Annotated in this window: 20 protein-coding genes; 12 read left to right on the top strand and 8 right to left on the bottom strand. The window is 52.9% G+C overall.

The features are described from left to right. Positions 1-128 precede the first annotated feature (128 nt). Positions 129-1055, top strand: a complete 927-nt coding sequence (rlmF, locus tag EBB79_RS11705; protein WP_127749064.1) for a 23S rRNA (adenine(1618)-N(6))-methyltransferase RlmF — start codon at positions 129-131, stop codon at positions 1053-1055. Positions 1056-1282: 227 nt separating this feature from the next. Here rlmF and EBB79_RS11700 read toward each other — a convergent pair whose 3' ends face one another. The 8 genes from EBB79_RS11700 to EBB79_RS11670 form a co-directional block, all read right to left on the bottom strand. Next, positions 1283-2842 carry a choice-of-anchor L domain-containing protein gene (locus tag EBB79_RS11700; protein WP_127749063.1) on the bottom strand — a complete coding sequence of 520 codons (1560 nt, stop codon included), beginning with the start codon at positions 2840-2842 and terminating at the stop codon, positions 1283-1285. Positions 2843-3131: 289 nt separating this feature from the next. Next, a complete protein-coding gene (locus EBB79_RS11695; protein WP_127749062.1) occupies positions 3132-3356 on the bottom strand; it encodes a hypothetical protein in 225 nt (74 codons plus the stop codon). Then, entirely contained in the window at positions 3271-3567 is a 297-nt protein-coding gene (locus tag EBB79_RS25645; RefSeq protein WP_420850334.1) for a hypothetical protein, read from the bottom strand. The genes EBB79_RS11695 and EBB79_RS25645 overlap by 86 nt, the downstream gene beginning before the upstream one ends. After that, a complete protein-coding gene (locus tag EBB79_RS11690; RefSeq protein WP_127749061.1) occupies positions 3558-3758 on the bottom strand; it encodes a hypothetical protein in 201 nt (66 codons plus the stop codon). Before EBB79_RS11690 ends, EBB79_RS25645 begins: the two co-directional genes overlap by 10 nt. 189 nt (positions 3759-3947) lie before the next feature. Beyond that, positions 3948-5918 (bottom strand): ATP-binding protein, encoded by a 1971-nt coding sequence (locus EBB79_RS11685; protein WP_127749060.1) that lies wholly within the window; start codon positions 5916-5918, stop codon positions 3948-3950. After that, positions 5911-6807 (bottom strand): phosphate/phosphite/phosphonate ABC transporter substrate-binding protein, encoded by an 897-nt coding sequence (locus EBB79_RS11680; protein WP_127749059.1) that lies wholly within the window; start codon positions 6805-6807, stop codon positions 5911-5913. The genes EBB79_RS11685 and EBB79_RS11680 overlap by 8 nt, the downstream gene beginning before the upstream one ends. A gap of 401 nt (positions 6808-7208) precedes the next feature. After that, a complete protein-coding gene (locus EBB79_RS11675) occupies positions 7209-9593 on the bottom strand; it encodes a 1-deoxy-D-xylulose-5-phosphate synthase N-terminal domain-containing protein (protein WP_127749058.1) in 2385 nt (794 codons plus the stop codon). Positions 9594-9607: 14 nt separating this feature from the next. After that, positions 9608-10813 (bottom strand): methionine gamma-lyase, encoded by a 1206-nt coding sequence (locus EBB79_RS11670; protein WP_127749057.1) that lies wholly within the window; start codon positions 10811-10813, stop codon positions 9608-9610. 111 nt (positions 10814-10924) lie between these two features. On the opposite strand from EBB79_RS11670, the gene EBB79_RS11665 reads away from it, so the two are divergent. From EBB79_RS11665 to EBB79_RS11615, 11 genes are all read left to right on the top strand, one after another. Further along, on the top strand, positions 10925-11383 hold the full coding sequence (locus tag EBB79_RS11665) for an Lrp/AsnC family transcriptional regulator (protein WP_127749056.1): 459 nt from the start codon (positions 10925-10927) through the stop codon (positions 11381-11383). Between the two features lie 279 nt (positions 11384-11662). Further along, positions 11663-12667, top strand: a complete 1005-nt coding sequence (locus tag EBB79_RS11660; protein WP_127749055.1) for a Gfo/Idh/MocA family oxidoreductase — start codon at positions 11663-11665, stop codon at positions 12665-12667. Positions 12668-12916: 249 nt separating this feature from the next. Then, positions 12917-14800: a biosynthetic arginine decarboxylase gene (gene speA, locus EBB79_RS11655; RefSeq protein ID WP_127750968.1), complete on the top strand. Its 1884-nt coding sequence runs from the start codon at positions 12917-12919 to the stop codon at positions 14798-14800. A gap of 23 nt (positions 14801-14823) precedes the next feature. Then, positions 14824-16035, top strand: a complete 1212-nt coding sequence (locus tag EBB79_RS11650; protein WP_127749054.1) for a saccharopine dehydrogenase family protein — start codon at positions 14824-14826, stop codon at positions 16033-16035. A gap of 3 nt (positions 16036-16038) precedes the next feature. Beyond that, positions 16039-17214, top strand: a complete 1176-nt coding sequence (gene nspC, locus EBB79_RS11645; protein ID WP_127749053.1) for a carboxynorspermidine decarboxylase — start codon at positions 16039-16041, stop codon at positions 17212-17214. Between the two features lies 1 nt (position 17215). Further along, the gene (gene speB / locus EBB79_RS11640) at positions 17216-18064 is read left to right on the top strand and encodes an agmatinase (RefSeq protein ID WP_127749052.1); all 849 of its coding nucleotides are present in this window, start codon (positions 17216-17218) and stop codon (positions 18062-18064) included. Positions 18065-18441: 377 nt separating this feature from the next. Next, positions 18442-19362 (top strand): sugar ABC transporter substrate-binding protein, encoded by a 921-nt coding sequence (locus EBB79_RS11635; RefSeq protein WP_127749051.1) that lies wholly within the window; start codon positions 18442-18444, stop codon positions 19360-19362. Between the two features lie 66 nt (positions 19363-19428). Next, complete coding sequence (locus EBB79_RS11630; protein ID WP_127749050.1) at positions 19429-20982, top strand: sugar ABC transporter ATP-binding protein; 1554 nt, start codon at positions 19429-19431, stop codon at positions 20980-20982. Further along, positions 20979-21977, top strand: a complete 999-nt coding sequence (locus tag EBB79_RS11625) for an ABC transporter permease (protein WP_238704880.1) — start codon at positions 20979-20981, stop codon at positions 21975-21977. Before EBB79_RS11630 ends, EBB79_RS11625 begins: the two co-directional genes overlap by 4 nt. Then, on the top strand, positions 21974-22384 hold the full coding sequence (gene rbsD, locus EBB79_RS25640; protein WP_127749049.1) for a D-ribose pyranase: 411 nt from the start codon (positions 21974-21976) through the stop codon (positions 22382-22384). Before EBB79_RS11625 ends, rbsD begins: the two co-directional genes overlap by 4 nt. Next, positions 22381-23301, top strand: a complete 921-nt coding sequence (locus EBB79_RS11615) for a ribokinase (protein ID WP_127749048.1) — start codon at positions 22381-22383, stop codon at positions 23299-23301. Before rbsD ends, EBB79_RS11615 begins: the two co-directional genes overlap by 4 nt. Position 23302: the final 1 nt, after the last annotated feature.

Raw genomic sequence — 23302 nt, 5'->3', positions numbered from 1 at the left:
GTATGGTGGGGCCATCGCGTCAGCAGCGGATCTGCCCCGCTTCATATTTTACTATTCGTGTATGAGGGTCTAGAACCAACGAACCGGCTGTCGCGTGACGTCCACCAACTTTCATGAAGGCGTCCCCAGTGGCCAACAAAGCGAAGCTGCATCCCCGTAATCAACACTCAGACGGCTACGATTTTGTGCGTTTAGTGGCGCAGACACCTGAACTTGAGGCTTTCACGATCAGCAATCCACTCGGTCAGACGACGGTTGATTTTCAAGACGTGAGCGCCGTACGTATGCTTAATCGGGCGTTGCTAAAGACGCATTACAATATTGATTTTTGGGATATTCCCGCCGGTTTTTTATGCCCACCAATTCCCGGTCGTGTCGACTACATCCACTATCTCGCGGACTTGCTTGCCGACAGCAATAATCAAGACATCCCACGTGGGCGTCACATCAAGGCACTGGACATTGGTACCGGTGCGAGCCTGGTTTACCCCCTGACAGGTCAGAGCGAATACGGTTGGCACTTTACTGGCGTCGATATCGACACAGGTGCTATCAAATCGGCGAAGAAAATTTGTGAATTCAACAAGTTGGAAATTGCTCTTAGGCGACAATATGAACCTGAGAATATCTTTCGCGGTGTGATCCGTCCCACCGATGCTTTTCACGTAACCATGTGCAACCCGCCTTTTCATTCGTCCATGGAACAAGCGAACAAAGGCACCCAACGTAAGTGGGCAAATCTTGGAAAAGGGCATTCAAAAAAGCTCAACTTTGGTGGTCAAAACGCTGAACTTTGGTGTCCGGGTGGCGAGATAAAGTTTATCGCCCGCATGATTGAACAGAGCATGGAATTCGCCGACCAGTGCCTGTGGTTTACCTCGCTGGTGTCGAAAAAGGATAATCTCCAGCCACTCCAGCGCATTTTAAGAAAAGCCGGGATTGCTGATTTTAAGATCGTCGAAATGGCCCAGGGACAAAAAACAAGTCGCTTTATTGCCTGGACTTACATGAGGAAGAAACAGCGCGCCTTGTTTTCTAATAGAGCTGGGACCTAGGGGCCTATGCCGAAGTTTTGCAAGTCAGCTAACCTCTGCTTCGGTGAAGCTGCATCGCCGTCGGAATTAGTGGCTACTTGAGCAGAAACGATGTGCTGTACGGCGTCAGCTCATTTCAGCGTTCGCCTATATGTCGTCAACACTGGCGCTTAGGATAGTGAGGCCAGCGCGGGGGCGTGAACCATCTCCAGCCATGACCGGGCCCAACTCAGCAAACGAGATTGAAATTACTGCGCCATGAGTAACCGACCTTCGTGTGATTTTAAAACGAGACGGGCAGTGGGTCCATAGCCGTTCATTTCTTCCATGAACTCTAAAATTTCCGAACGGGTTTCAATGTCGAATGATTCCAGGGTTTCTGCGCCGGGATGATAACTTTCGGTTTCCAAACCATTGCCACAAATGATTTCATGCTGATCAAAAAGTACATGCACATAGGTTACCGAACGACCATCCGACACAATTTTTATGGTATGATCATTCACCAAATCCTTGGCCTTCACCAAAACTTCGGCCTGCCCAAACAGCAACTCGGCCATATCGGTAGAAATCAAGATCCGGTGGTTAGGGGAAAGAGCAATACGGCGGTGATTGCCCAATGCATTGGCAGCCAAAACCACCGGCGCATCAGAGCCTTGGGCAAGGCGGGTGGTTTGGCCAATCCAGCGCAACTTCTGCGGGCCATGATCCCGGGTTTGGACCTGCATCCCTGGTTCAAGTTCTTCCACGGGCACCGGCCCGTCGACCGTATCAATCAGTGTTCCCGCTACAAAACAGGGTGCTGTGGTAACCTGTACAAATCCAACATCGCTATTACCCAGGTCATCTTCGACCGTATATGAGAAAGTGTTGGTTTCTTCCACGTCTGTGCCGTTGACGATGGAAAAAGTTCCGTCTGCATTCAGAGTGACCTCTTCACCGGTGGCTAAGGTAACAGTGTCGCCAGAGCTAACCGGCTGACCATTAATGTGGGTGATCGTTAAGCTGGAACCAGCAGCGTGGATGTCATTGCCCAGGATATCCAGATCCAGAGCCCCGTCACCATTGATCGTAAACTCGTCATCGGTGGCAATCAGTGCAGTCTGGACTGAGTCACCGGCGATAAGGAGATTGGAATCATATGCATGGTCTCCGGCATCAGCGATGCCAATTGTGATCGTATTTTCCTCACCAGGTATAACGGTCGCTTTAAGCGTTAGAGTTACGGTAAACCCGTCCATTTCGGTGTTGTAGGTATCATCCGACTGAGCGTTATCAACATAGAGGTTTTCGTTCGAACCGTCGTTGATATTGTCGATTGAAATATCGCCTTCACCGATGGTCAATTCAGCCTGCTCACCGTTGACCCATACACCTACAGCGTCATTGAAACCTTCGTTCACATATTCCAGATACTCTTCCGATGAGAAGGTGATCTGCATCGTCAAAGTTGTCCCCTCGGGGATGAAAGTGGCCTCAAAAACAGCCGCATCATAGGTCGTCATCCCGGCGATCGCGTCTAAATCGCTAGTCCCGTCCAACTGGTGATTGGTCGAGGTCGAAGCTGATGTATTCACATCGCCGCTGCTATTGGTGATGTCATCAGCCCGCCCAGTCGATAGAATGACGCCGGTATCGGAAGGCGTTATATCCGGAGCAACCTCATCTCCATTGGTATAGATCCCAGAGGCGGATTGAGCGCCTGAATAGCTGGCGCTGACGATTGTAATGCCGTTTCCGAACATTGCATCCGCCATGTCAGATGCCGTGGCACTGGTATCGATAGGTAGTTCTGAGGCGGTGGGCATCGCAAAGTCCTTTGTGAAAAGTCACCTCCCGTCGTATCTGCAAAAGTTTTAAAAAAATTGAATTTTGGGAGAGATAATCAGCTTATTGTAGAAATTTTGATGCTCCTAGATGGAAGATCGTATCCCATGTTCCTGCACGGGTATTCCATGCTGCGCCGACCTGCTGCGGTGAAGCCCAGCACAGTGGCAATGCGCCACCTGCTTTCAGTCACGCGCGCGGAGACCTCTACCGGGCCAGCTGTGTCTTGACGCTGCCCCGGTTGCGGGACCGCCCAGATGTTGAGTTCAGTCAGTGAGAGGCGCCACGCCGGGCATTTTTCACGGTCTGCTCAAGCGGATTGTATCCATCCGGGACCAGCACAAGGTTCACCTGTTCAGAATAGCTGGCGTAAAAGGCTATCAGCTCCTCAACAAGATCCGGTAACTGATCAGCGAGGTTGTTCAACTCGGACGGATCGGCATCGAAGTCGAAAAGTTCCCAATCGCCTGTTCCTTTTGGATCCAGATTCTGCATCTTCGCCGCGAACGCCAGTTGTTTCTGCCTTCATCACCGAAAGCATGCTGATCCCATCAGGAACATAGATCTCGCGATCCTCATAAATAGGACCCGGAGTGTCGACCGCGGCAATTTCGAGAATGGTCGGCATGATGTCACGCACATAAGCGAAGCTATCCACCTGGCTGCCGGGCTCGACGACGGTTGGGAAGCGGACGATCAATGGCACGCGCAACCCGCCTTCGGTTGAAAAGGTTTTAAATAGCTACCTGACACCGCCGATGCGGCGACCCAACCGGAACCGTAATCGGCGTAGACGCCTTTTTGCCCCATGCTTGAGCCGTCGCCATCAAAGCCCTCGTCATAAACACTGTCGTATTTATCAATAAGTTCTTTTGGCGTCTGATGCGGATAATGCATGGCTTGATATCCAACCAGATGAGCCAGATACTCGCCTACATCAGGATGCCCTTGACCCCCAAAACTCCGACGACGTACAGGTAAAATTTTTTCTGCGATTGCCGAGGATCGTGTATTTAAAAATATGACTTGCTAGTTGGGCAAGTGTCCGATTTGGTCCGTTTCTTTCCACAACCCACAACCCACAGCCTATCCCGGCCCACTTCTTTCTTGCGACCAATATGCGATTAATTCAGTCAGGTCGCTTTTTCTAACGGGCTTGCTCAAATAGTCGTCCATCCCATTTTCCAGATACTTTTCCCTGTCACCTTTCATGGCATTGGCGGTCAACGCAATAATCGGACAGGCCAACAGGCTGTTTTTGGCCTCGAAGGAACGTATTTCCCGGGTTGCCTCAATGCCGGTCAATTTGGGCATCGAAATATCCATGAAAACGAGCTTTGGTTTGTGTGTTATGAACTGTTGCACCGCTTCACTGCCATCTTGTGCGTGGATGATTTGCAAATCGGTAGCCTTAAGCATCCTCTGAACAACTAACCTGTTGGTTTTGTTGTCATCTGCAAGAAGAATTTTCCGCGTTTCCCCGAGTTTAGAATCTTTTGCAATAGGAGGGTCGTTGGGAGTCACAACCGATGGTTTGACTATCGAGAAGTCATCTGTCGGGGCAAGACTTTCTGTAATCCTCATTTTGCATCTGAAAGTGAACGTTGACCCCTTACCAACTTGGGATTTTACACGGATGTCCCCCCCCATCAAACGCGCCAGGTTGGATGCAATTGTCAGTCCCATTCCTGTTCCGCCAAAGCTGCGAGCGTTCGTCGAATCCACTTGAGAAAACGCGTCAAAAATGCCTGTCAGCTTGCTTTCTGGTATGCCAATTCCCGTGTCCTTTACCGAAATATTCAGAACTGTTGCGCCACTTTTTGATGACCCTGTCACCCCAATACAAATGCTACCATTTTCAGTAAATTTCTGTGAGTTGCCTACCAAATTGGTGACGATTTGCCTGACACGCCCTTCGTCCCCGATAAATGTCTTTGGTATATGGGAGGCATAATCCAGCTTAAGCGTGACGTTTTCGTTCAATCTTGTTTGGGAAAGCAAGCTCAGAACGCTCAATAATAAGGTTTCAAGCTCAAATGGTTCCTCATCCAGTTCCATCTTTCCGGCCTCGATTCTGGAGAAGTCGAGAATATCATTGATGATAACTAGTAACGCTTCGCCCGACTCTGAAATAGTTCGTGCGTATTCTTCCTGTTCTTCATTCAGCTTTGTTTCAAGCAGCAAAGAGGTCATTCCCAAAACACCGTTCATTGGCGTTCGAATTTCATGACTCATAACCGCCAAAAACTCTGACTTGGCCTTACTTCCGGCTTCTGCTGCTTGTGTCCTGTCCCTGACTTGTTTCTCTAGAGAGCCGGCAAGGTTCTGCAGATTTTTGTTTGAAATATCCATGTGATCGAGCATTTTGGAAAATGATTGCGCAAGGCGCCCGACTTCGCCCTTTCCACAGTCAGGAACCTTACGATCACTGGTCCCGTTTTTTAATTGGGTTGCAAAGTCCGTCAATCGGATGATTGGTTGGGTAATCTGACGCGAAACCACAATCGCTGCCAGCGAGGTGATGAGAACACAAAGGCCCGACAACGCAAGTGTCTGTCGGACTTGCGCCAACAGGCGATCATTAAGTTCGATCATTGAAAATTCGAGAACAACGTAACCAAGAACGTAGCCTTCGGTTAAAAGAACTGGCCCACCAACCGTCATGTTTTCATTGTCGCGGAGAGTTATCCAGCCATTCGTTTCCGTGATGTGGTCGATTATCGGGCTGCTTATTTGAGTCCCGCGCAACTGATTTTCATCCGATCCATCAGTTAGGATCTTTTCATCCGTATCAAGAACATACGCACCGATTGCATGATCATTGGTCAAAGTGGAATTGACCTGTTGGCGCAGCAATCTAACGTCCATACTATAAATCGGCTCGACTGCGGCTTCACTTAAAGTTTCAGCAAGCGCGGTTGCCTGGCTGATAAACGCCGCAGTTGAGTTTCTATGGTCAAAAGCAATTGAAACCGCTGATATAAATCCAGCAACGGTTAGGACAATCAAAACGGTATAAATAACCAGCTTTGTCCTGAGATCCGATAAATTAGTCATTGCCAACCAGATCGGTTACCGGGTCTTGAAGGCGTTCCAATGTCACCAATATTTCTTTGGAGAAAGCGTCAAATTTCGTCGTTCTTTCAAAGGCCCCCAGCACGGCCAATCCGTCTTCGGATTGATTCATAGTGACCAAGGCTGTTTCAATTTCTCCGGCTAGTTGATTTGTAATTTCGGATGAGATGCTGATCACATGGCGCGGGATGGCATCGGTCCTTAGGATGATCGTCAATTCGTCCTTGTTGGGTCCAACTCGCTTTTTGAAATTGTCCATAGACATTGCGCCTGCGTCGGTACGGCCGCGCAAAACCCATTCTATTGTGTTTTCATCATCTCCTGAAAAGACAAAACCCGTTTCATCCGGTGCCAACCTGCTTTGTGGGCTGTCCATCTGGGAGAATTGAATGCCCATCTCAGCCATGGCAATTCTCGGTAACAAATGCCCGCTTGAGGAAAAACTCTCTTCAAAAGTTACCACCCGGCCAACAAGATCGCTGACGCTGGCAATTCCACTTTTTTGGCGTACGAAGATAACCGAGTGGTATTCAGCTACTCCTTTTTTCCATCTGGTGACCAACAACCGACTTCCGGCTTTTTTGTTAATGGCAAGCGCCACCAGGGGACTGTCGACAAAAAGATCAATCTGCCCGCTGCGGATCAGGCTGGCCATATGGTCAATATCCCTTGCGATAACCACTTTTCCGTCGCTAAATCCCATAGGCTCCAACTGCTGGGCAAGGTATTTGGTAAATGGCAGGAATGTACGAATTTCTTTGACCGGTTCATCACTTATTGTGCCAATGACCAGTGTGCGGGCTATAGCTGTCTGGCTTGCTAGCAGTCCGATGCATATGCTTAGAATAGACATTAGGCGCTTGGTATTCATCTGTGTGGCCCTTGTTTTTGAGTCTAAGTTCCAATCAAGCGAGAATCCGAGAGTGCCTGTACCCGTCTGACAGAAAAAGAGTGCTTATTATGCGTTTGACCTTCCCTGTTTTTGGCTGGGGAAAGGCAATACGCCCACCTAATACTGTGCTGCAGTTTTTATAGAATTACAACTAATGGGAGAATTCTAATATTGTATTAAAGCTGAGGGGTGTGTGTTTTTGTCAAAATAGGGAGACGGTGATGCCCCTTTTTACAAAACAGCATGAGGGGATTCAGCTGGCGAATCCAGGATCTTAGCTGAAAGCAGTAGGGATATCCCTTGCAACAATCAGCGCTGCTAAGCCTCACTACTCTGTGATGTGAGAAAGGAGCGCAGACTGTTGCAAAGGTTTGACCGTTTCAGGATACGGCTGAAAGATACGGGATCTCCCGACCATTGGTCAGTTTCCCGACAGATCGGACAAGGGCTTGGGCGTCAATGCGGAAATGCTTGTACAGGTCGACGATGGTGCCGGTTTGGCCAAAGTGTTCAACCCCATGGGGCACCGTTTGATGACCGTGAACGGATCCTAACCAGGATAGAGTAGCCGGGTGACCGTCAATAACCGTGATCAGCTTGCAATGGCGCGGCAGGTCTTTCAGCAGGGTCTCAACATGTGAGTGTGCCGAGGCGGTGCCGTTTGACCGGGCCCTTTGCGCGGCAGTCCAGCCTGCATTCAGCCGGTCAGCGGATGTCACCGCCAAGACCCCAACGTCACGCCGTCCCTCACCGATGATCCCGGCTGCCTTGATTGCCTCGGGCGCGATAGCCCCTTGATAGGCAATCACGATCTCGCAATTGGCGCCGGGTTTGCGCAACCAATACGCCCCGTCAATCGCACCCTGCCTGAAATCGTCGTCAACACGTTTTCCGGGTTGTTCAATGGGGTTGGTGGTCAAGCGCAGATAAACCGAGCCACCGGTTTCATCGCGCAGCCATGTGCGTTCATCCGGGTCGCTCTCACCGTCTTTTTGCAAATAACCAAAGGCCCACTGCATGATGACTGCCAATTCGTCCGTGAAAGCGGGTTCAAACGCAGCCAGCCCATCTTGCGACATACCAATAAGCGGTGCGCTGATAGATTGATGCGCGCCGCCCTCGGGTGCCAGAGTGACACCAGATGGGGTGCCAACAATCATAAAGCGCGCATCCTGATAGCAGGCGTAGTTCAGCGCATCGAGCCCACGGGCGATAAAGGGGTCATAGACGGTGCCAATTGGGATCAAGCGTTTGCCAAACACTGAATGGGACAGACCAGCCGCCGCCAGCAGCAAGAACAGGTTCATCTCGGCGATGCCCAGCTCAATGTGCTGGCCATTTGGCGCGAACTCCCATTTCGCGGTGGACGGGATGTTTTCGGCTTTAAAGGTGTCGGCCTGATGGGTCCGGGCGAACAGCTTGCGCCGGTTCACCCATGGCCCCAGGTTGGTGGTGCCGGTGACGTCGGGTGATGTTGTGACAATCCGGTCCGCCAGCAGGCTGTCGCCTTTTGACAGATCATCCAGAATCTTACCAAAGGCCATCTGCGTCGAGATATCCTTGCCGGAAGCCCAGTCAATGGTAGGGACATCTATGATGTCATCGCGATACCGTCGTGGGCCCTTGGCAAAGAATGGCGCCTGGTCGCAAAAACCTTGTAGTGCGACGGGGTCCGCAGCCGTCGCGAACTTGTCCCACTCTTCACCGGGGGCTACCCCCATGCGGACCTGCCAGTCGGTCATCTGCGCCTTGGTCATCAAACCACCGTGGTTGTCCTTGTGACCTGCAATCGGAGTGCCCCAGCCTTTGATTGTATAGGCCAGAAAACAAACCGGGCGGTCGTGGTCAATTGCTGCAAAAGTATCAGCCATGGTTTGCACACAGTTGCCGCCAAGGTTCTCCATCAGCGCAGCCAGCTCGTCATCACTGCGGCGCTCGATCAAAGCTGTGACGTCGCCCTGATCACCTAGACTTTCCATCAGTCGTTGGCGCCAGATAGCCCCACCCATGTAAGTCAGGGCCGAGTACAGCTGGTTGGGGCAGTTGTCGATCCATTTGCGCAACTCATTGCCGCCCGGCTCTTCAAACGCGGCCCGTTGTAGATGGCCGTATTTTACCCGGACTACGTCCCAGCCAAAGGCGTCAAAGATTTGCTCAACCCGTTTGAACAACCCCTCGCGCACTACACCGTCGAGGGATTGGCGGTTGTAATCAATGATCCACCAGCAATTGCGCAGATCGTTTTTCCAGCCCTCTTGCAGGGCTTCGTATATATTGCCCTCGTCCAATTCGGCGTCACCCACCAAGGCAATCATGCGGCCAAGGGACTGATCCTCGCCCCAGGATTTGGCCTGAATGTAGTCCTGCACTATCGAGGCAAAAGATGTGATCGCAACACCCAGCCCAACTGAGCCTGTCGAGAAATCCACATCGTCAATATCCTTGGTCCGTGAGGGATAGCTTTGAACACCACCGTAGCCACGGAAATTCTCCATCTTCTCGCGTGACAGGTTGCCCATCAGGTATTGAATGGCATGAAACACCGGCGAGGCATGCGGCTTGACCGCAACCCGGTCCTCGGGGCGCAGTGCCGAGAAGTAGAGCGCGGTCATGATCGACACCATCGATGCAGATGAGGCCTGATGGCCGCCGATTTTAATCTCTTCCGTTTTGGGCCGGATGTGATTGGCGTTGTGGATCATCCAATGAGACAGCCAAAGCAGCCGTTGCTCAATGGTTTTAAGGTGGGGCAGGTGGTCTGACATGTGCGGATCCCTAATCAAGCTGCTTTGTGCATGGGGTGATGTGGCAAGGCCTGTCGCAGATCCGCAAGGATATCATCGACGCCTTCCAGGCCGACAGAGAGGCGCACCAAGCCTTCGCTAATACCGTGCACGGCCCGCTCTTCTGGTGTGTAGGTCGAATGGGTCATGCTGGCAGGATGCTGGATCAGCGTTTCTGCATCACCCAGTGACACTGCGCGGGTGATCAGCTGCAACTTGTTCATCATGGCACGGCCTGCCTCCAGGCCACCTTCCAGTTCAAAGGCAATCATGCCGCCGGACTGTGCCATCTGGCGTTGCGCCAGTTCATGCTGCTCAAAGCTTTTCAGCCCTGGATACCAAACCTTTTGAACCCCCGGCGTCGCCTCTAGCATTTCGGCAATGGTCTGGGCACTAGAGCAATGGCGATCCATGCGCAGTTCAAGTGTCTTCAACCCGCGCAGCACGAGCATGGCATTGAAAGGCGCCATAACTGCCCCGGTCATGTCCTTCATACCATAGAGCCGGATTTCCTGGATCAGCTCGGCGCTGCCAACCAGGAGGCCGGCAACGACATCTCCGTGCCCGCCAAGGTATTTGGTTGCTGAATGCAGGGCGAGATCGGCGCCAAGTTCAATTGGCCGGGTCAAATAGGGCGTAGCATAGGTGTTATCGACGATCACTTTTGCGTCGCCCTCATGGGCGATGTCGGCGATTGCCTGAATGTCGACCAGACGCATGTTAGGGTTTGCCGGCGTCTCAAAATAGACAACTTTTGTTTTGGCGCTGATGGCCCCGCGCAGGTTCTCGGGGTTGGTCAGGTCAACATGGGTGACGGTGACGCCGAACTTGGCCAGACCATGCTGCATGAAGGAAAATGTACAGCCATAAAGGGTCTTATCCAGGATCACCTCGTCACCCGGGGCAACCAAGGTCCAAATTGCCGAGGTGATTGCGCCCATGCCCGAGGCCAGCGCCAATCCGGCCTCTGCGCCTTCCAGCACGGCAATACGGCGTTCCAGCAAATCACATGTGGGGTTCGAGATACGCGAGTAGATGTGGCCCGCGCGTTCACCTCCGAACATCTCGCCGCCGGCCTCGGCGGTTTCAAAGGCAAAGGTTGACGTCAAATGCAAAGGTGGCGTCAGCGATCCCTCGTTATCCATCGGGTTATAGCCATGATGAATGGCACGGGTGGCGAAGCTATCGGGTTGGTTGCGCATTGGGATCTCCTGAACTCTTTTCAGAAGTCTATGCTGATGGGGTAAGGTGGATATTGCCAAGTATGCCAATATATGATCCAACATTGGCATATTATGCTACTGGAGTGCCATATGGACCATAAAGATCGCCAGATTATCCGGGCATTGCAACGAAATGGTCGGATGACGAATCAAGATCTTGCTGCCGAGGTGAACCTGTCTCCCTCGCCCTGCTTGCGCCGGGTAAAGCTGTTGGAGAAAAGCGGAGCCATCAAGGGATTTAGCGTTGATGTGGATGCTGCGTCTTACGGGCTACCCGTTACGGTATTCGTGCGGGTAACACTGGAACGCCACACGGATGCCTGTGTGGGGCAGTTTGAGCAAAGTGTCCGTCAGGTCGACGAAGTTTTGGAGTGTTTTGTCATGACGGGGGTGTCGGACTATCTGCTGCGGGTCGTCGTGGCAGACCTGGCGGATTATGAGAATTTCGTGCGAAAACGACTACACTCCATTGGCGGCATTGCCTCAATTGATACCAGTTTTGTTTATGGAGTGGTCAAAAACACAAGCGTTTTTCCGATTATCGTCTAGCCTTTATGGCCGGGGCCCGGGGCGTGTATTATGTCGTCAGATAATTGTTAGCGCTACTATGCAACATCCGTCCTCCGTGCTACGTGGTTTCGCATGTTGAGGTGAAGTATTTAATTATAGGATACCGTTGAGTGCGTTATTTCTACCTTCGATCCAATTATATCTCGGCGTAACAGGCGAGCTTTTGCAATGGTGATTATTGCTGACAGGCCTATGTGTAGCCCCGATTGTTCAACCATAGCGCGAATGGGCGCTTTCTATGTAAGTTAGGCACATGACATGACTATTCGAATTGCCATCATCGGCGCTGGAATCATGGGGGCGGACCACGCTCGCATCTTTGCGACCGAATTGCCAAGTGTGCGTCTGCAAGTCCTGTGCGACGCTGCTACGGATCGTGCAAAAGCCTTGGCCGATCAGCTGGGCGCGCAGGACGTTGTTTCGAACCCAGAGGCCGCAATCTTGCGCGATGACGTGGATGCCGTTGTCATTGCCAGTCCGGATCACACCCACGCAGCACTTACTTTGACTGCCATCAATGCGGGCAAGCCTGTTCTGTGCGAAAAACCACTGTCCCCCAACATGGACGAGTGCATTCAAGTCATGAAAGCCGAAGAGGCACTGGGGCGGCAAATGGTTCAACTGGGCTTTATGCGCCGGTTTGATCCGTCTTATTCTGATATGAAACTGGCGTTGACGGACGGCACTTTGGGCCAAGCCCTGATGATGCATAATTTCCACCGTAACGTGGACACTCCACCAACTGGATTTGAGGCCAGCATGGCGATAACCAGTTCCGCCTGTCACGAGTTCGACGTGGCCCGGTTTGTTCTGGGGACCGAATTCAAAAGCATTACCGCCTTTGCGCCGGCTGGAGTGGCGGGCAAAGTTGGCCCCGTTTTCATGGTCTTGGAAACAGTTGACGATCAAATCGTCAATATCGAGGTCAACAACAACGCAACTTATGGCTATGACGTGCGCGGCGAATTGGTTGGCGAAAAGGGATCTGTGTTCCTGAACACGCCAGTGACGTCCAAATACAATCTCGGCTTCAAAGGATACGAGTCGTATCCGGCAGATTGGCGTAAACGCTTTTCTGAGGCGTATCGTCTGCAAAACAAGGATTTTCTGCAGTTTGTGCGTAGTGGAAAAACCTCTGCAGCTGCGGCGGATGCCTGGGATGGATATTGCTCAACGGCTGTCGCCGAAGCGGGTGTGGCGGCCTTGGCGAGTGGCCAGAAAACGGCAGTCTCACTTATTGAAAAACCTGCGTTCTATAAGTAAAAACAGATGCAAAGGGGGCCGGATTTGGGTGTTCCCTTTGCACTGGAAAATGACGTCTATTAACCCAGACGATCAGCGCAACTTACATCGTTGTTATAGATCGATAGCTCTGTGCGGCCAAATAATGCTGCCACAGACCTGATACAGCAATAAATTTTACTTGTGACGGCAATATTTGGGGATATATGACCGATCCGGGGCCGAGTCGCGCCGTTTTCACACCCCATCTCAGGAGGGCCAGCCGTGACAGTGCAAAAGACACCACCACACGCAGTCTACGCGATTGACAGATGGGGCATGGATCTGGTGTCGGTTTTGCCGAACGGCGATCTGGGCCTTAAAAATCCTCTGAACCCTGACGCGCCGGTTGTCAGCTTACCCTCGATCATCCATGGCCTGCAGGAGCGTGGTATCCATACGCCGCTGCTGTTGCGTGTCAGCTCGTTTCTTGAGCAGGGTATTCGCAACATCAACGATAGCTTCGCAGCCGCCATCGACCGGGTAGGCTATAAGGGGACATACCGTGGTGTGTTCCCAATAAAGGTGAACCAACAGGCGCAGGTGATTGACCGGATCGTCGAATTTGGCCGCCCTTATTCTTATGGATTAGAGGCAGGATCAAAGCCCGAATTGGTGATTGCACTGGCGCATAGACTGGCTAGGGACGCGCTGATTGTTTGCAACGGCGTCAAAGACGCGGAATTCATCCGGCTGGCGATCCTGTCGCGCAAGCTTGGCTTTAATACTGTCATCGTCTTGGAAAGCCCTAAAGAGCTGGAAACCGTTTTGCAGGTCGTTGAAGAGCTGGGCCAAGAACCCTTGCTGGGTGTTCGTGTCAAACTGACCAATCAGATCAGTGGCAATTGGGCCGAAAGTTCCGGCGATCGGTCCACCTTTGGCATGCACACCGATCAGTTGGTTGCGGTCGTTGACAGGCTTAGAGACGCCGGGATGCTGCATTGCCTAAAGCTGCAGCACTCCCATTTGGGCTCACAAATTCCGGACGTCAATGATGTACGTCGTGCCGTTGGTGAGGCCTGCCGTTACTTTGTTGAATTGACCCGCGAGGGTGTGCCCCTCACTCATCTTGATCTCGGCGGCGGTCTGGGGGTGGACTATACCGGTGAAAAAGCGGCCAGTGAAAACTCAATCAATTATTCAGTGGCAGAATACTGCGCCAATGTGGTGGAAACCGTCACCTATGCCTTGGACGAGGCCGGATTGAAGCATCCCACCCTTGTGACGGAAAGTGGCCGGGCCGTTGTTGCGACGTCGTCGATGCTGATTTTTAATGTGCTTGAGGCAACGTTATATGACGCGCATTCGGCCCCGAAGCCCGATGCTGGTGACCATCATCTGGTGACCGACCTTGCAGCCATCGCGGAGTACTTAAGCCAGAAACGTCTGCAGGAATGTCTGAATGATGCGACATTTTATCGAAACGAACTGCGGGCTCTGTTCCGCCGGGGGTATATCGACCTGCGTCAGATGGCACGGGGGGAACGGATTTATCTGCATTTGATGTCCAAGATCAAACATTTGGCGCCAGAGCCGGGAGCGGCTCCGGAAATCGATGCCCATCTGGAACAACTTGCTGACATCTATCATTGCAATTTCTCGCTGTTCCAGTCGTTACCAGATGTCTGGGCCATTGATCAGTTGCATCCGGTTGTGCCTTTGCAAAAGCTGAACGAGGAACCTGATAGACGGGCGGTCCTGTCTGACATCACCTGCGACTCGGACGGTAAGATCGACAGTTTCATTCTGGCCGACGGGGTGTCCAAATCGCTGCCGGTGCATGGGCTGGACGATACGCAGCCCTATTACATCGGTGCCTTTTTTGTGGGCGCCTATCAGGAAACACTGGGCGATTTGCACAATCTGTTCGGCGATACCCACGTGGCCACGATTGAGCTGCGCGACGATGCCAGTTTTGACCTGCTGCACGAACAGGAAGGCGATACAATTGCCGAGGTCCTGTCCTATGTTGAATATGATCCGCGTGACTGCGTTGCGGCCTTTCGTAAGTTGATTGATCAAGCGGTTTCACAAAATCGACTGGACGCCAAAGATCGAAAAACACTGATGGCCGCATACCGCGACAGTATTAACGGCTATACCTACTATGAATAACACAACGACCTGGAGGCAAACCCATGGGTAAAACACTGGTGATCGGCGCGGGCGGGGTTTCGTCTGCGGCCGTACATAAGATGGCTATGAACTCGGATATTTTCACCGAGATCACGCTGGCGTCTCGGCGCAAATTCAAATGCGATGACATTGCGACGGAGGTGAAATCGCGCACCGGCGTCGATATTCGCACCGCTGAAGTGGACGCCATGGATGTGCCTGCCGTGGTGGCCTTGATCCGCGAAAGTGGCGCCGAGTTGCTGGTCAATCTGGCGCTGCCGTATCAGGATCTGAAACTGATGGATGCCTGCCTTGAAGCCGGTATCAACTATCTGGACACGGCGAACTACGAACCCGAGGACGAGGCCAAGTTTGAGTATCACTGGCAGTGGGCCTATCAGGACAAGTTCAAGGCCGCTGGTCTGACCGCCATTCTGGGCTCAGGCTTTGATCCGGGGGTAACCTCGGTGTTTGCCACCTGGCTGAAAAAGCACAAATTGGACACCATCCGCCAGATCGACATTCTGGATGCCAATGGCGGGGACAACGGTCAGGCCTTTGCCACCAATTTCAATCCAGAAATCAACCTGCGAGAAGTCCTGGCCGAGGCACGTCACTGGGAAAACGGTGCCTGGCAGCCGACCCCGGCGATGACCCACAAGGTCGAATATGACTTCCCCGGCGTCGGCCCCAAGAATATGTACCTGATGTATCATGAGGAGCTGGAGTCGCTGTCGACCCACTTCCCTGAGATCGAGCGCGCCCGGTTCTGGATGACATTTGGCGACGCCTACATCATGCATGCGACAGTGCTGCAGAACATCGGCATGACCGGCATCGAGCCAGTGATGCACGATGGGCATGAGATCATCCCAATCAAGTTCCTGACCACGCTTCTCCCTGATCCCAGTGATCTGGGGGCCCTGACCAAGGGCAAGGCTTGCATCGGCGATATTGCGACAGGGCAGGCCAAAGATGGCAGTGGTGAGAAGACCTACTACATCTACAACATCTGTGACCATGAGGAATGCTACGCCGAGGTCGGCAGTCAGGCCGTTTCCTATACCACCGGGGTTCCGGCGATGATCGGTGCGGCTCAGGTGCTAAAAGGCAATTGGCGTGAGCCGGGTGTTTGGAACATGGAGCAGCTGGATCCCGACAATTTCATGGACATGCTGAACGATCATGGCCTGCCATGGCAGGTCCATGAGCTTGACGGCCCGGTTGAGTTCTAAGCCTTGGCAGATGTGATGCAAACCCAGGCCGGGGATGCGGGGGCCTTTAGGCAGTTTGATCTGTCCCGGGTCCCCAGTCCCTGCTTTGTGGTTGACGAGGTTGCGGTGGAGCGCAACCTCGCGATCCTGCGGGACGTGGCTGATCAATCTGGCGCTCAGGTCCTGTCGGCGCTCAAGGCGTTCTCGATGTTTTCGCTGGCCCCACTGGTGCGGCGCTACCTGTCGGGCACCTGTGCCTCGGGCCTGTATGAGGCCCAGTTAGCGCGTGAGGAATATGGCGGCACCGTTGTTACCTATTGCGCCGGGTATAAATCCAGTGAGATCGACCAGATTATCGCGCTTTCGGATCATCTGATTTTCAACTCTCCCGCCCAAAAAGACCGGTTTCTGCCGCGCGTGCAGGCATCGGATCGCCCCGTTCATGTGGGCTTGCGGATCAATCCGGAACATTCCGAGGGCGAGATTGCCAAATATGACCCCTGTGCTCCGGGGTCCCGCCTGGGCACGCCAGTCTCTCAATTGGATCATGCGGTGCTGTCAGGCGTCGACGGGTTGCATATGCATACCCTTTGCGAACAGGGGTTTGAACCCTTGGCCCGTACATGGGCCGCGATCGAGGATCGGATCAAGCCTTATCTGGGGCAGCTGAAATGGCTGAACTTTGGTGGCGGTCACCACATCACCCGCGCTGACTATGACCGCGAGGCCCTGATTGCTTTTATCACCGATCTGCGAGCACGCACTGGGTTGCAGATCTATCTGGAACCAGGCGAGGCGGTGGCGCTGGACGCGGGCATTCTGGTTGGCGAGGTGCTGGATTTGCCGCGTAACCAGATCAACCTGGCCATCACCGATATCTCGGCCACTTGCCACATGCCCGATGTCATCGAAGCACCGTACCGTCCGGCAATGTTGGATGAGGTCGCAGATGGGTCGTCTTATCGGTTTGGCGGGCCATCGTGTCTGGCCGGTGATGTGATTGGTGATTATGCGCGGGCGCAGCCACTTGCCATCGGCGACCGGTTCGCGTTTTTGGATCAGGCGCATTATTCGATGGTTAAAACCAATACTTTCAATGGCGTCGCCCTGCCGGCCATTGCTCTGTGGAACTCGAACACGGATGCCCTAACGATGATCCGCGAGTTTACTTATGAAGATTTTCGCAACAGGCTTTCATGATATGAGCATTTTTCTGGACAGTGAACTGACCGCAGCCGAACGCAGCCTAGATGCGTTGTTTCGGGTCATTCCGATGCCGCTAGAGCGTACAGTGTCTTATGGGGCCGGGACCAAGCACGGCCCGCAGGCCATACTGGAGGCCAGTGATGAGCTGGAGCGTCTGTGCAATGGCTTTGAACCCTGCTCGCGAGGCATCTATACTGAGACCGCGGTGAACTGCGACGGTCCATTGCCTGACGTGATGGACCGACTTGCCATGCGCACCGAGGCGGCAGTGAAAGCCGGGAAAATTCCGGTGACGCTGGGCGGTGAACATTCCCTTTCATATGGGGCCGTTATGGGAGTGGCGCGGGCGCTTGGGAAACCGGTTGGCATCGTGCAGATCGATGCCCATGCTGACCTTCGAATCGCCTATCAGGACGAGAAACACTCGCATGCCTCGGTCATGCACCTGCTCAGCGAAGAGGGCATCCATATTGCCCAGTTTGGAGTGCGCGCGCTGTGCCAGCAAGAGGTGGACAGCCGGACACAAAATAACGTCTTTTTTCGAGATGCTGAGGATCTGGTAACGACAAATACGCTGGCGGTCGATTTGCCCAGTGATTTCCCTGAATTGATCTATGTTTCCTTTGATGTTGATGGCTTGGACCCGGCGCAAATGCCCGCAACCGGAACCCCTGTACCGGGTGGTTTGGGGTTCTACCAAGCCTTGCGACTTGTCGAACACGCGCTGAAGGGCCGTAAATGCGTCGGCTTGGACGTGGTAGAACTTGCCCCGGACGGCAATGCGGCTTGGGACTTTACTGCCGCGCAGATTGTGTATCGATTGATGGCTGCAGCGACCCAATAATGTTTCGGCGGGATGGGCGGTCGCATTGCCCTAGGACATGACTAAAGACTCGCCCTTGTATCGAGTGGGAATTTTCCTGATGGTGTCAGGTCAGTTCCTGCCTGGCCGACAGTAGACTTTTGCATAAATGCCAAGGTTAGAGTCCGTAAATCCATGTGTCTAACACGGGGATTTCAAAAATTGTGAGCAGAAAAAGTTGTGCTAAGTCTTTAAATTTAAACAATAAAGTCTCGCGACTTGAAGGCTGCAAATTCAAAGAACGTCATTTATGAAACGTTTCATATTGACAGAAAGCAGAATCTCCTCATGTTAAAGCACAGGTTGATTGCTACGTCGTGACGCGTGGAGTCGGCCCCATATAAACTAGGGAGGCTCGAATGAAGCTTGTTAAAATCGCTGCTGCGGCAGCGACCGGTATCTTGTTGTCTGCTGGAATTGCAGCTGCCGAAGATAAACCCGTCGTTGGACTTGTGATGAAGTCCTTGGCCAACGAATTTTTTCAGAACATGATGGTTGGCGCCGAAGAGCACGCTAAAATGCGCGGGGATTACACCTTGATCGCTGTCGGCATGCAGAACGAAACCGACTTTGAATCGCAAATCAATGCGGTTGAAAACTTTATCACCCAGGGCGTTGATGCGATTGTTATCGCCCCAGCTGACAGCCGTGCCATGGTGCGTCCGATCAAGCGTGCGATGGAAGCAGGCATTGTCGTGGTGAACTTTGATGTCTCGCTTGATGCAGCTGCCAAAGAACAGCAGGGTATCGATCTTGCGTTTGTCGGACCAGACAACCGTGGCGGTGCAAAACTGGCTGGTGACGCACTGGGTCAAGCTTTAGGTGACGGCGGCAAAATCGTCATCATCGAAGGCAACCCAGGCGCAGACAACGCAAACGAGCGTCGTTTGGGTTTTGAAGCCTCGGTTGAGGAATACAAACTGGACCTGCTGGATAGCCGTACGGCGCATTGGGAAACCGAAGAAGCCAACCAGGTCTTCTCGGCAATGTTGACTGCACATCCTGACATCCAGGGCGTTATGGCGGCCAATGACTCGATGGCGGTGGGCGTTGTGAAAGCACTGGAAGCTGCAGGGCGTTCGGACATCATTGTGGTTGGTTTCGACAACATTCCAGCCGTTGGCCCCATGATCGCCGACGGCCGTATGTTGGCGACTGTTGACCAGTTTGGCACCCGTATGGCCGCAGACTCCATCGACCTCGCACTTGAGGTTGTTGCTGGTGGCCCGGCCCTTGAGGGTTGGGTAAAAACTGAAATTGAGTTGGTTAAAGGTCAGTAATATGACCTGCGCCCGGCGCTTTGGTGCCGGGCGTTCATTAGAACTATCAGGATCGGACCACATACCATGGCCCAAGCTGTCCAAGCTTCACCCACAGATGACATACTGCTGGACGTAACAGACCTGCGCAAATCTTTTGGCGGTGTGCATGCGTTAAGTGGCGTTAGTTTTTCGCTAAAAGCTGGTGAAGTTCACGCACTTGTCGGTGAAAACGGCGCCGGTAAATCCACTTTGATCAAAGTGCTTACCGGTGTTCATCACTATGATGCAGGTACAATATCTCTTGGCGGGGCTGCGTTTGAACCCTCTGATCCGCACTTTGCCAAAGCGGCCGGCATTCAGGTGGTCCACCAGGAGTTTAACCTTCTGACCGATCTGAGTGTCGCCGAGAATATCTCTATCGAGGCCTTTCCAAGGGCCCGCTTCGGTCTGCTTGATCGGACCGAAATGAAGCGACGTGCCCGCACTGCGCTAGATGCAATTGGCCTCAATGACGTGGATGTTGACACTCCCGTCAGCAGGCTGGGCATTGCGCACCGGCAATTGATTGAGATCGCGCGTGCGCTGCAAACCGAAAGCCGGATTCTGATCCTGGATGAGCCGACGGCCACTTTGACCGAACGCGAAACCTCGCGGTTGTTTGACATTGTGGCAGGCATCAAGGCCAAAGGTGTTACGGTCGTCTTTGTGTCGCATCACCTGGATGAGGTCTTTGCGATTTGTGATCGGGTAACGATCTTTCGCAATGGCCAAACCATTGCCACGGAAAACATAGCTGACACCTCGCCCGAAGGTGTTGTTCGCCACATGGTTGGACGCACATTGTCGGAACAAACCAAAGAGTTAAACGACGCTATTTGCGACTCCATTGTCTTGTCTGTTGAGGGCCTGCAAACAGCAGCCAGCCCGCATCCCCAAGGCGTTTCATTCGACCTACGACAGGGTGAAATTCTGGGTATCGCGGGATTGGTGGGTGCCGGACGCACCGAGGTGCTACGGGCCATTTTTGGTGCAGATCCAATCCAGTCCGGGCAAATCTCTCGCAATGGAAATCGGATCTCAATCAGCAACCCACGGGATGCAATCGCCGCCGGAATTGGCTTTGTAACTGAAGACCGCAAAGACGAAGGCCTTATTCTGGATATGGACATTGCTGCCAATACGTCATTGGTCAGCATCAAGGATGTATCGGTGAAGGGGCTGTTAAACTTTGCCAAAGAACGCCTGATGGCGATCCAGGGTGGGGCCCGTCTAAAGTTGAAATACGGCAAGGCGTCCGATCCAGCATCCAGTCTGTCTGGCGGCAACCAGCAAAAGGTCGTGCTGGCCAAATGGTTAGCCTCGCACCCTGAGATTTTGCTTTTGGACGAACCAACGCGTGGCGTGGATGTTGGCGCCAAAGCCGAAATCTATGCCATTCTAAAGGATTTAGCAGCGCAAGGGATGTCGATGATTGTCGTGTCGTCTGAATTGCCTGAGCTGATCACACTAACGGACCGTTTGTTGGTCATGTCTGAGCATAAAGTTCAGGGCAGTCTGATGCCTGAAGACTATCAACAAGAAGCCATTTTGAAATTGGCCTACGGGCAATCAGAGACACCAGAAGGACAAAACCAGTGAGCTCCAGTGAAAGCCAAAACCTGATGAAGGGCTCCAGTGCCTTTTCAGTCAAGTCGATCGTGAACAATGCAGGTATCGGCCTTGCCTTGTTGCTTTTGATCCTTTTCTTTTCGGTCGCCTCAGAATTTTTTCTGTCGCCCAATAACATCACCAATATCCTGACCCAAATCACCATCAACCTGATCTTGGCCGTCGGTATGACCTTCGTAATCCTGATTGGCGGCATCGACCTGTCCGTTGGATCAGTAATGGCATTTGCAGCAGTGATTGCCGGCAAAGCCATTACATTGCCGGGACTTGGCACCACCGAGCTGATTTTACTGGCGATCCTCGCCGGGTTGGTGGCTGGGTTGATCTGTGGTCTGGTGAACGGCGTGATAAGTGCCTATTGGGCACTACCGTCCTTTATCATCACGCTGGGGATGTTGAACATCGCCCGTGGTGCTGCGTTGCAGGTCTCTGGAGCGCAAACCATCTATTCGTTCCCGTTTGCATTCGAAGAATTTGGGTCAAAGATGGTTTTTGGCATACCGTTTGTCTTTCTGCTGGCGCTTGCCCTTGTTGCCATCGCTTGGTTCGTGCTGAACCGCACAGTCTTTGGCCGTCTGATCTATGCGATTGGCAACAACGAGGAAGCAGTGCGTCTCGCCGGGCATCCTGTGTTTTGGTACAAAGTCGCGGCCTTCACAATCTGTGGGGCAACTGCAGGCATTGCGGCCATCGTCTATATGGCCCGGCTTAGCATCGCCAGCCCCATTGCCGGGATTGGATTTGAGCTGAACGCCATCGCGGCTGTGATTATTGGCGGCACCAGTCTTGCTGGTGGGCGTGGCTCGGTTATCGGCACCTTACTGGGCGCTTTCATCATTGGGGTCTTAGCGAACGGACTTATTCTGATCGGACTTAGTGACTTCATGCGTCAGATGATCACTGGCGTGGTGATTATCATTGCTGTTATTCTGGATCACTATCGCGCAAAATTGTCCTCGTCATGAAGCGGGGCAGGCTTTTAAACCGCCATCTCAGCACCCTTATTGCGTCCCTTGGACACCTGGACGAAATCGTTATTGCAGATGCCGGCCTACCGGTACCAGCGGGTGTCACCGTTATTGATCTCGCCGTTAGTCAGGGCATCCCAAGTTTTTGGGATGTGGTGCAGGCGGTGCGGTCAGAACTGATCATCGAGGCGGCTGTCCGTGCAATAGAAACTCCAGATGAACTGGCGGAGCAAATGACAATGGTTATTGGCGCATGGGCGCATGAGACCGGCCGAGATGTCGCCTTAAGCGCAACGCCGCACGAGGCCTTAAAGGAGCGAACTAGACATGCCAAAGCTGTCGTCAGGACGGGGGAATTTGCCCCATATTGCAACTTGATTCTGGTAAGTGGGGTGGCGTTTTGAACACCGTAACCGTCGTTGGCAGCATAAACATCGACCTGACATCGTATTTAGAACGGTGGCCTCAGGTTGGTGAAACTGTCCTTGCCAAGGAAACCCTGATTTCACTGGGTGGAAAAGGTGCAAACCAAGCGGTTGCGGCCTCTCGCATGGGGGCTACAGCAGCTATTATCGGCGCAATCGGTGCCGATACCTTTGGGACCGATGCTAAACAGCGCTTACTTAGCCATAGCGTCGCGACTGAGCTGTCCGTGCAGAGTGCCTGTGCAACCGGTATGGCTTTTATTGATGTTGGTCCGGACGGCGGCAATATTATCCGGATTGCTTCCGGTGCCAATGACGCGCTTACCGGTCAGTCTATTGACAGTCACGCGCAGGTTATTGCCAACAGTAAAATTATCCTGCTGCAAAACGAAATCCCATTTGCGGCATCGGTCCGGGCTGCGGAAATCGCGAAAAATGCCGGCGCATTGGTGGTCATGGATCCCGCCCCAGCCCCCACACCGTTCTGGACGCCGGATGCATTGCAATGTTTCGATATCCTGACGCCGAATGCCAGCGAAACCAAGATGATCACTGGTCATGAGCCGCGTAGCTTGGGCGAGGGACAAGAAGCCGCGCGTAAACTTCAGGAATATGGTGCCAAAGGCAGTATTATCACAATGGGCGCCATGGGAGTTGCATGGTCTATCGACGGCAAGACTGGCCAAAAACAGTCGCCCAAAGTCAATTCCATCGACACCGTCGCAGCCGGAGATTGTTTTAACGGTGCATTTGCGGCAGCACTGGCCTCCGGACAGTCTATCAGTGCGGCAATAGACGTTGCTGTCAACGCGGCATCAATAGCAACAACGCGTAACGGGGCGGCGGACTCCATACCAACTTTAGAAGAGGTAACTTCTGCTATGTCGTCCAGGTGAA

Origin of the sequence: Parasedimentitalea marina (genome assembly GCF_004006175.1) — a bacterium.
Lineage (GTDB): Bacteria > Pseudomonadota > Alphaproteobacteria > Rhodobacterales > Rhodobacteraceae > Parasedimentitalea > Parasedimentitalea marina.
Note: the sequence above shows the minus strand (reverse complement) of the source record. Positions and strands in the feature narration are given on the sequence as shown.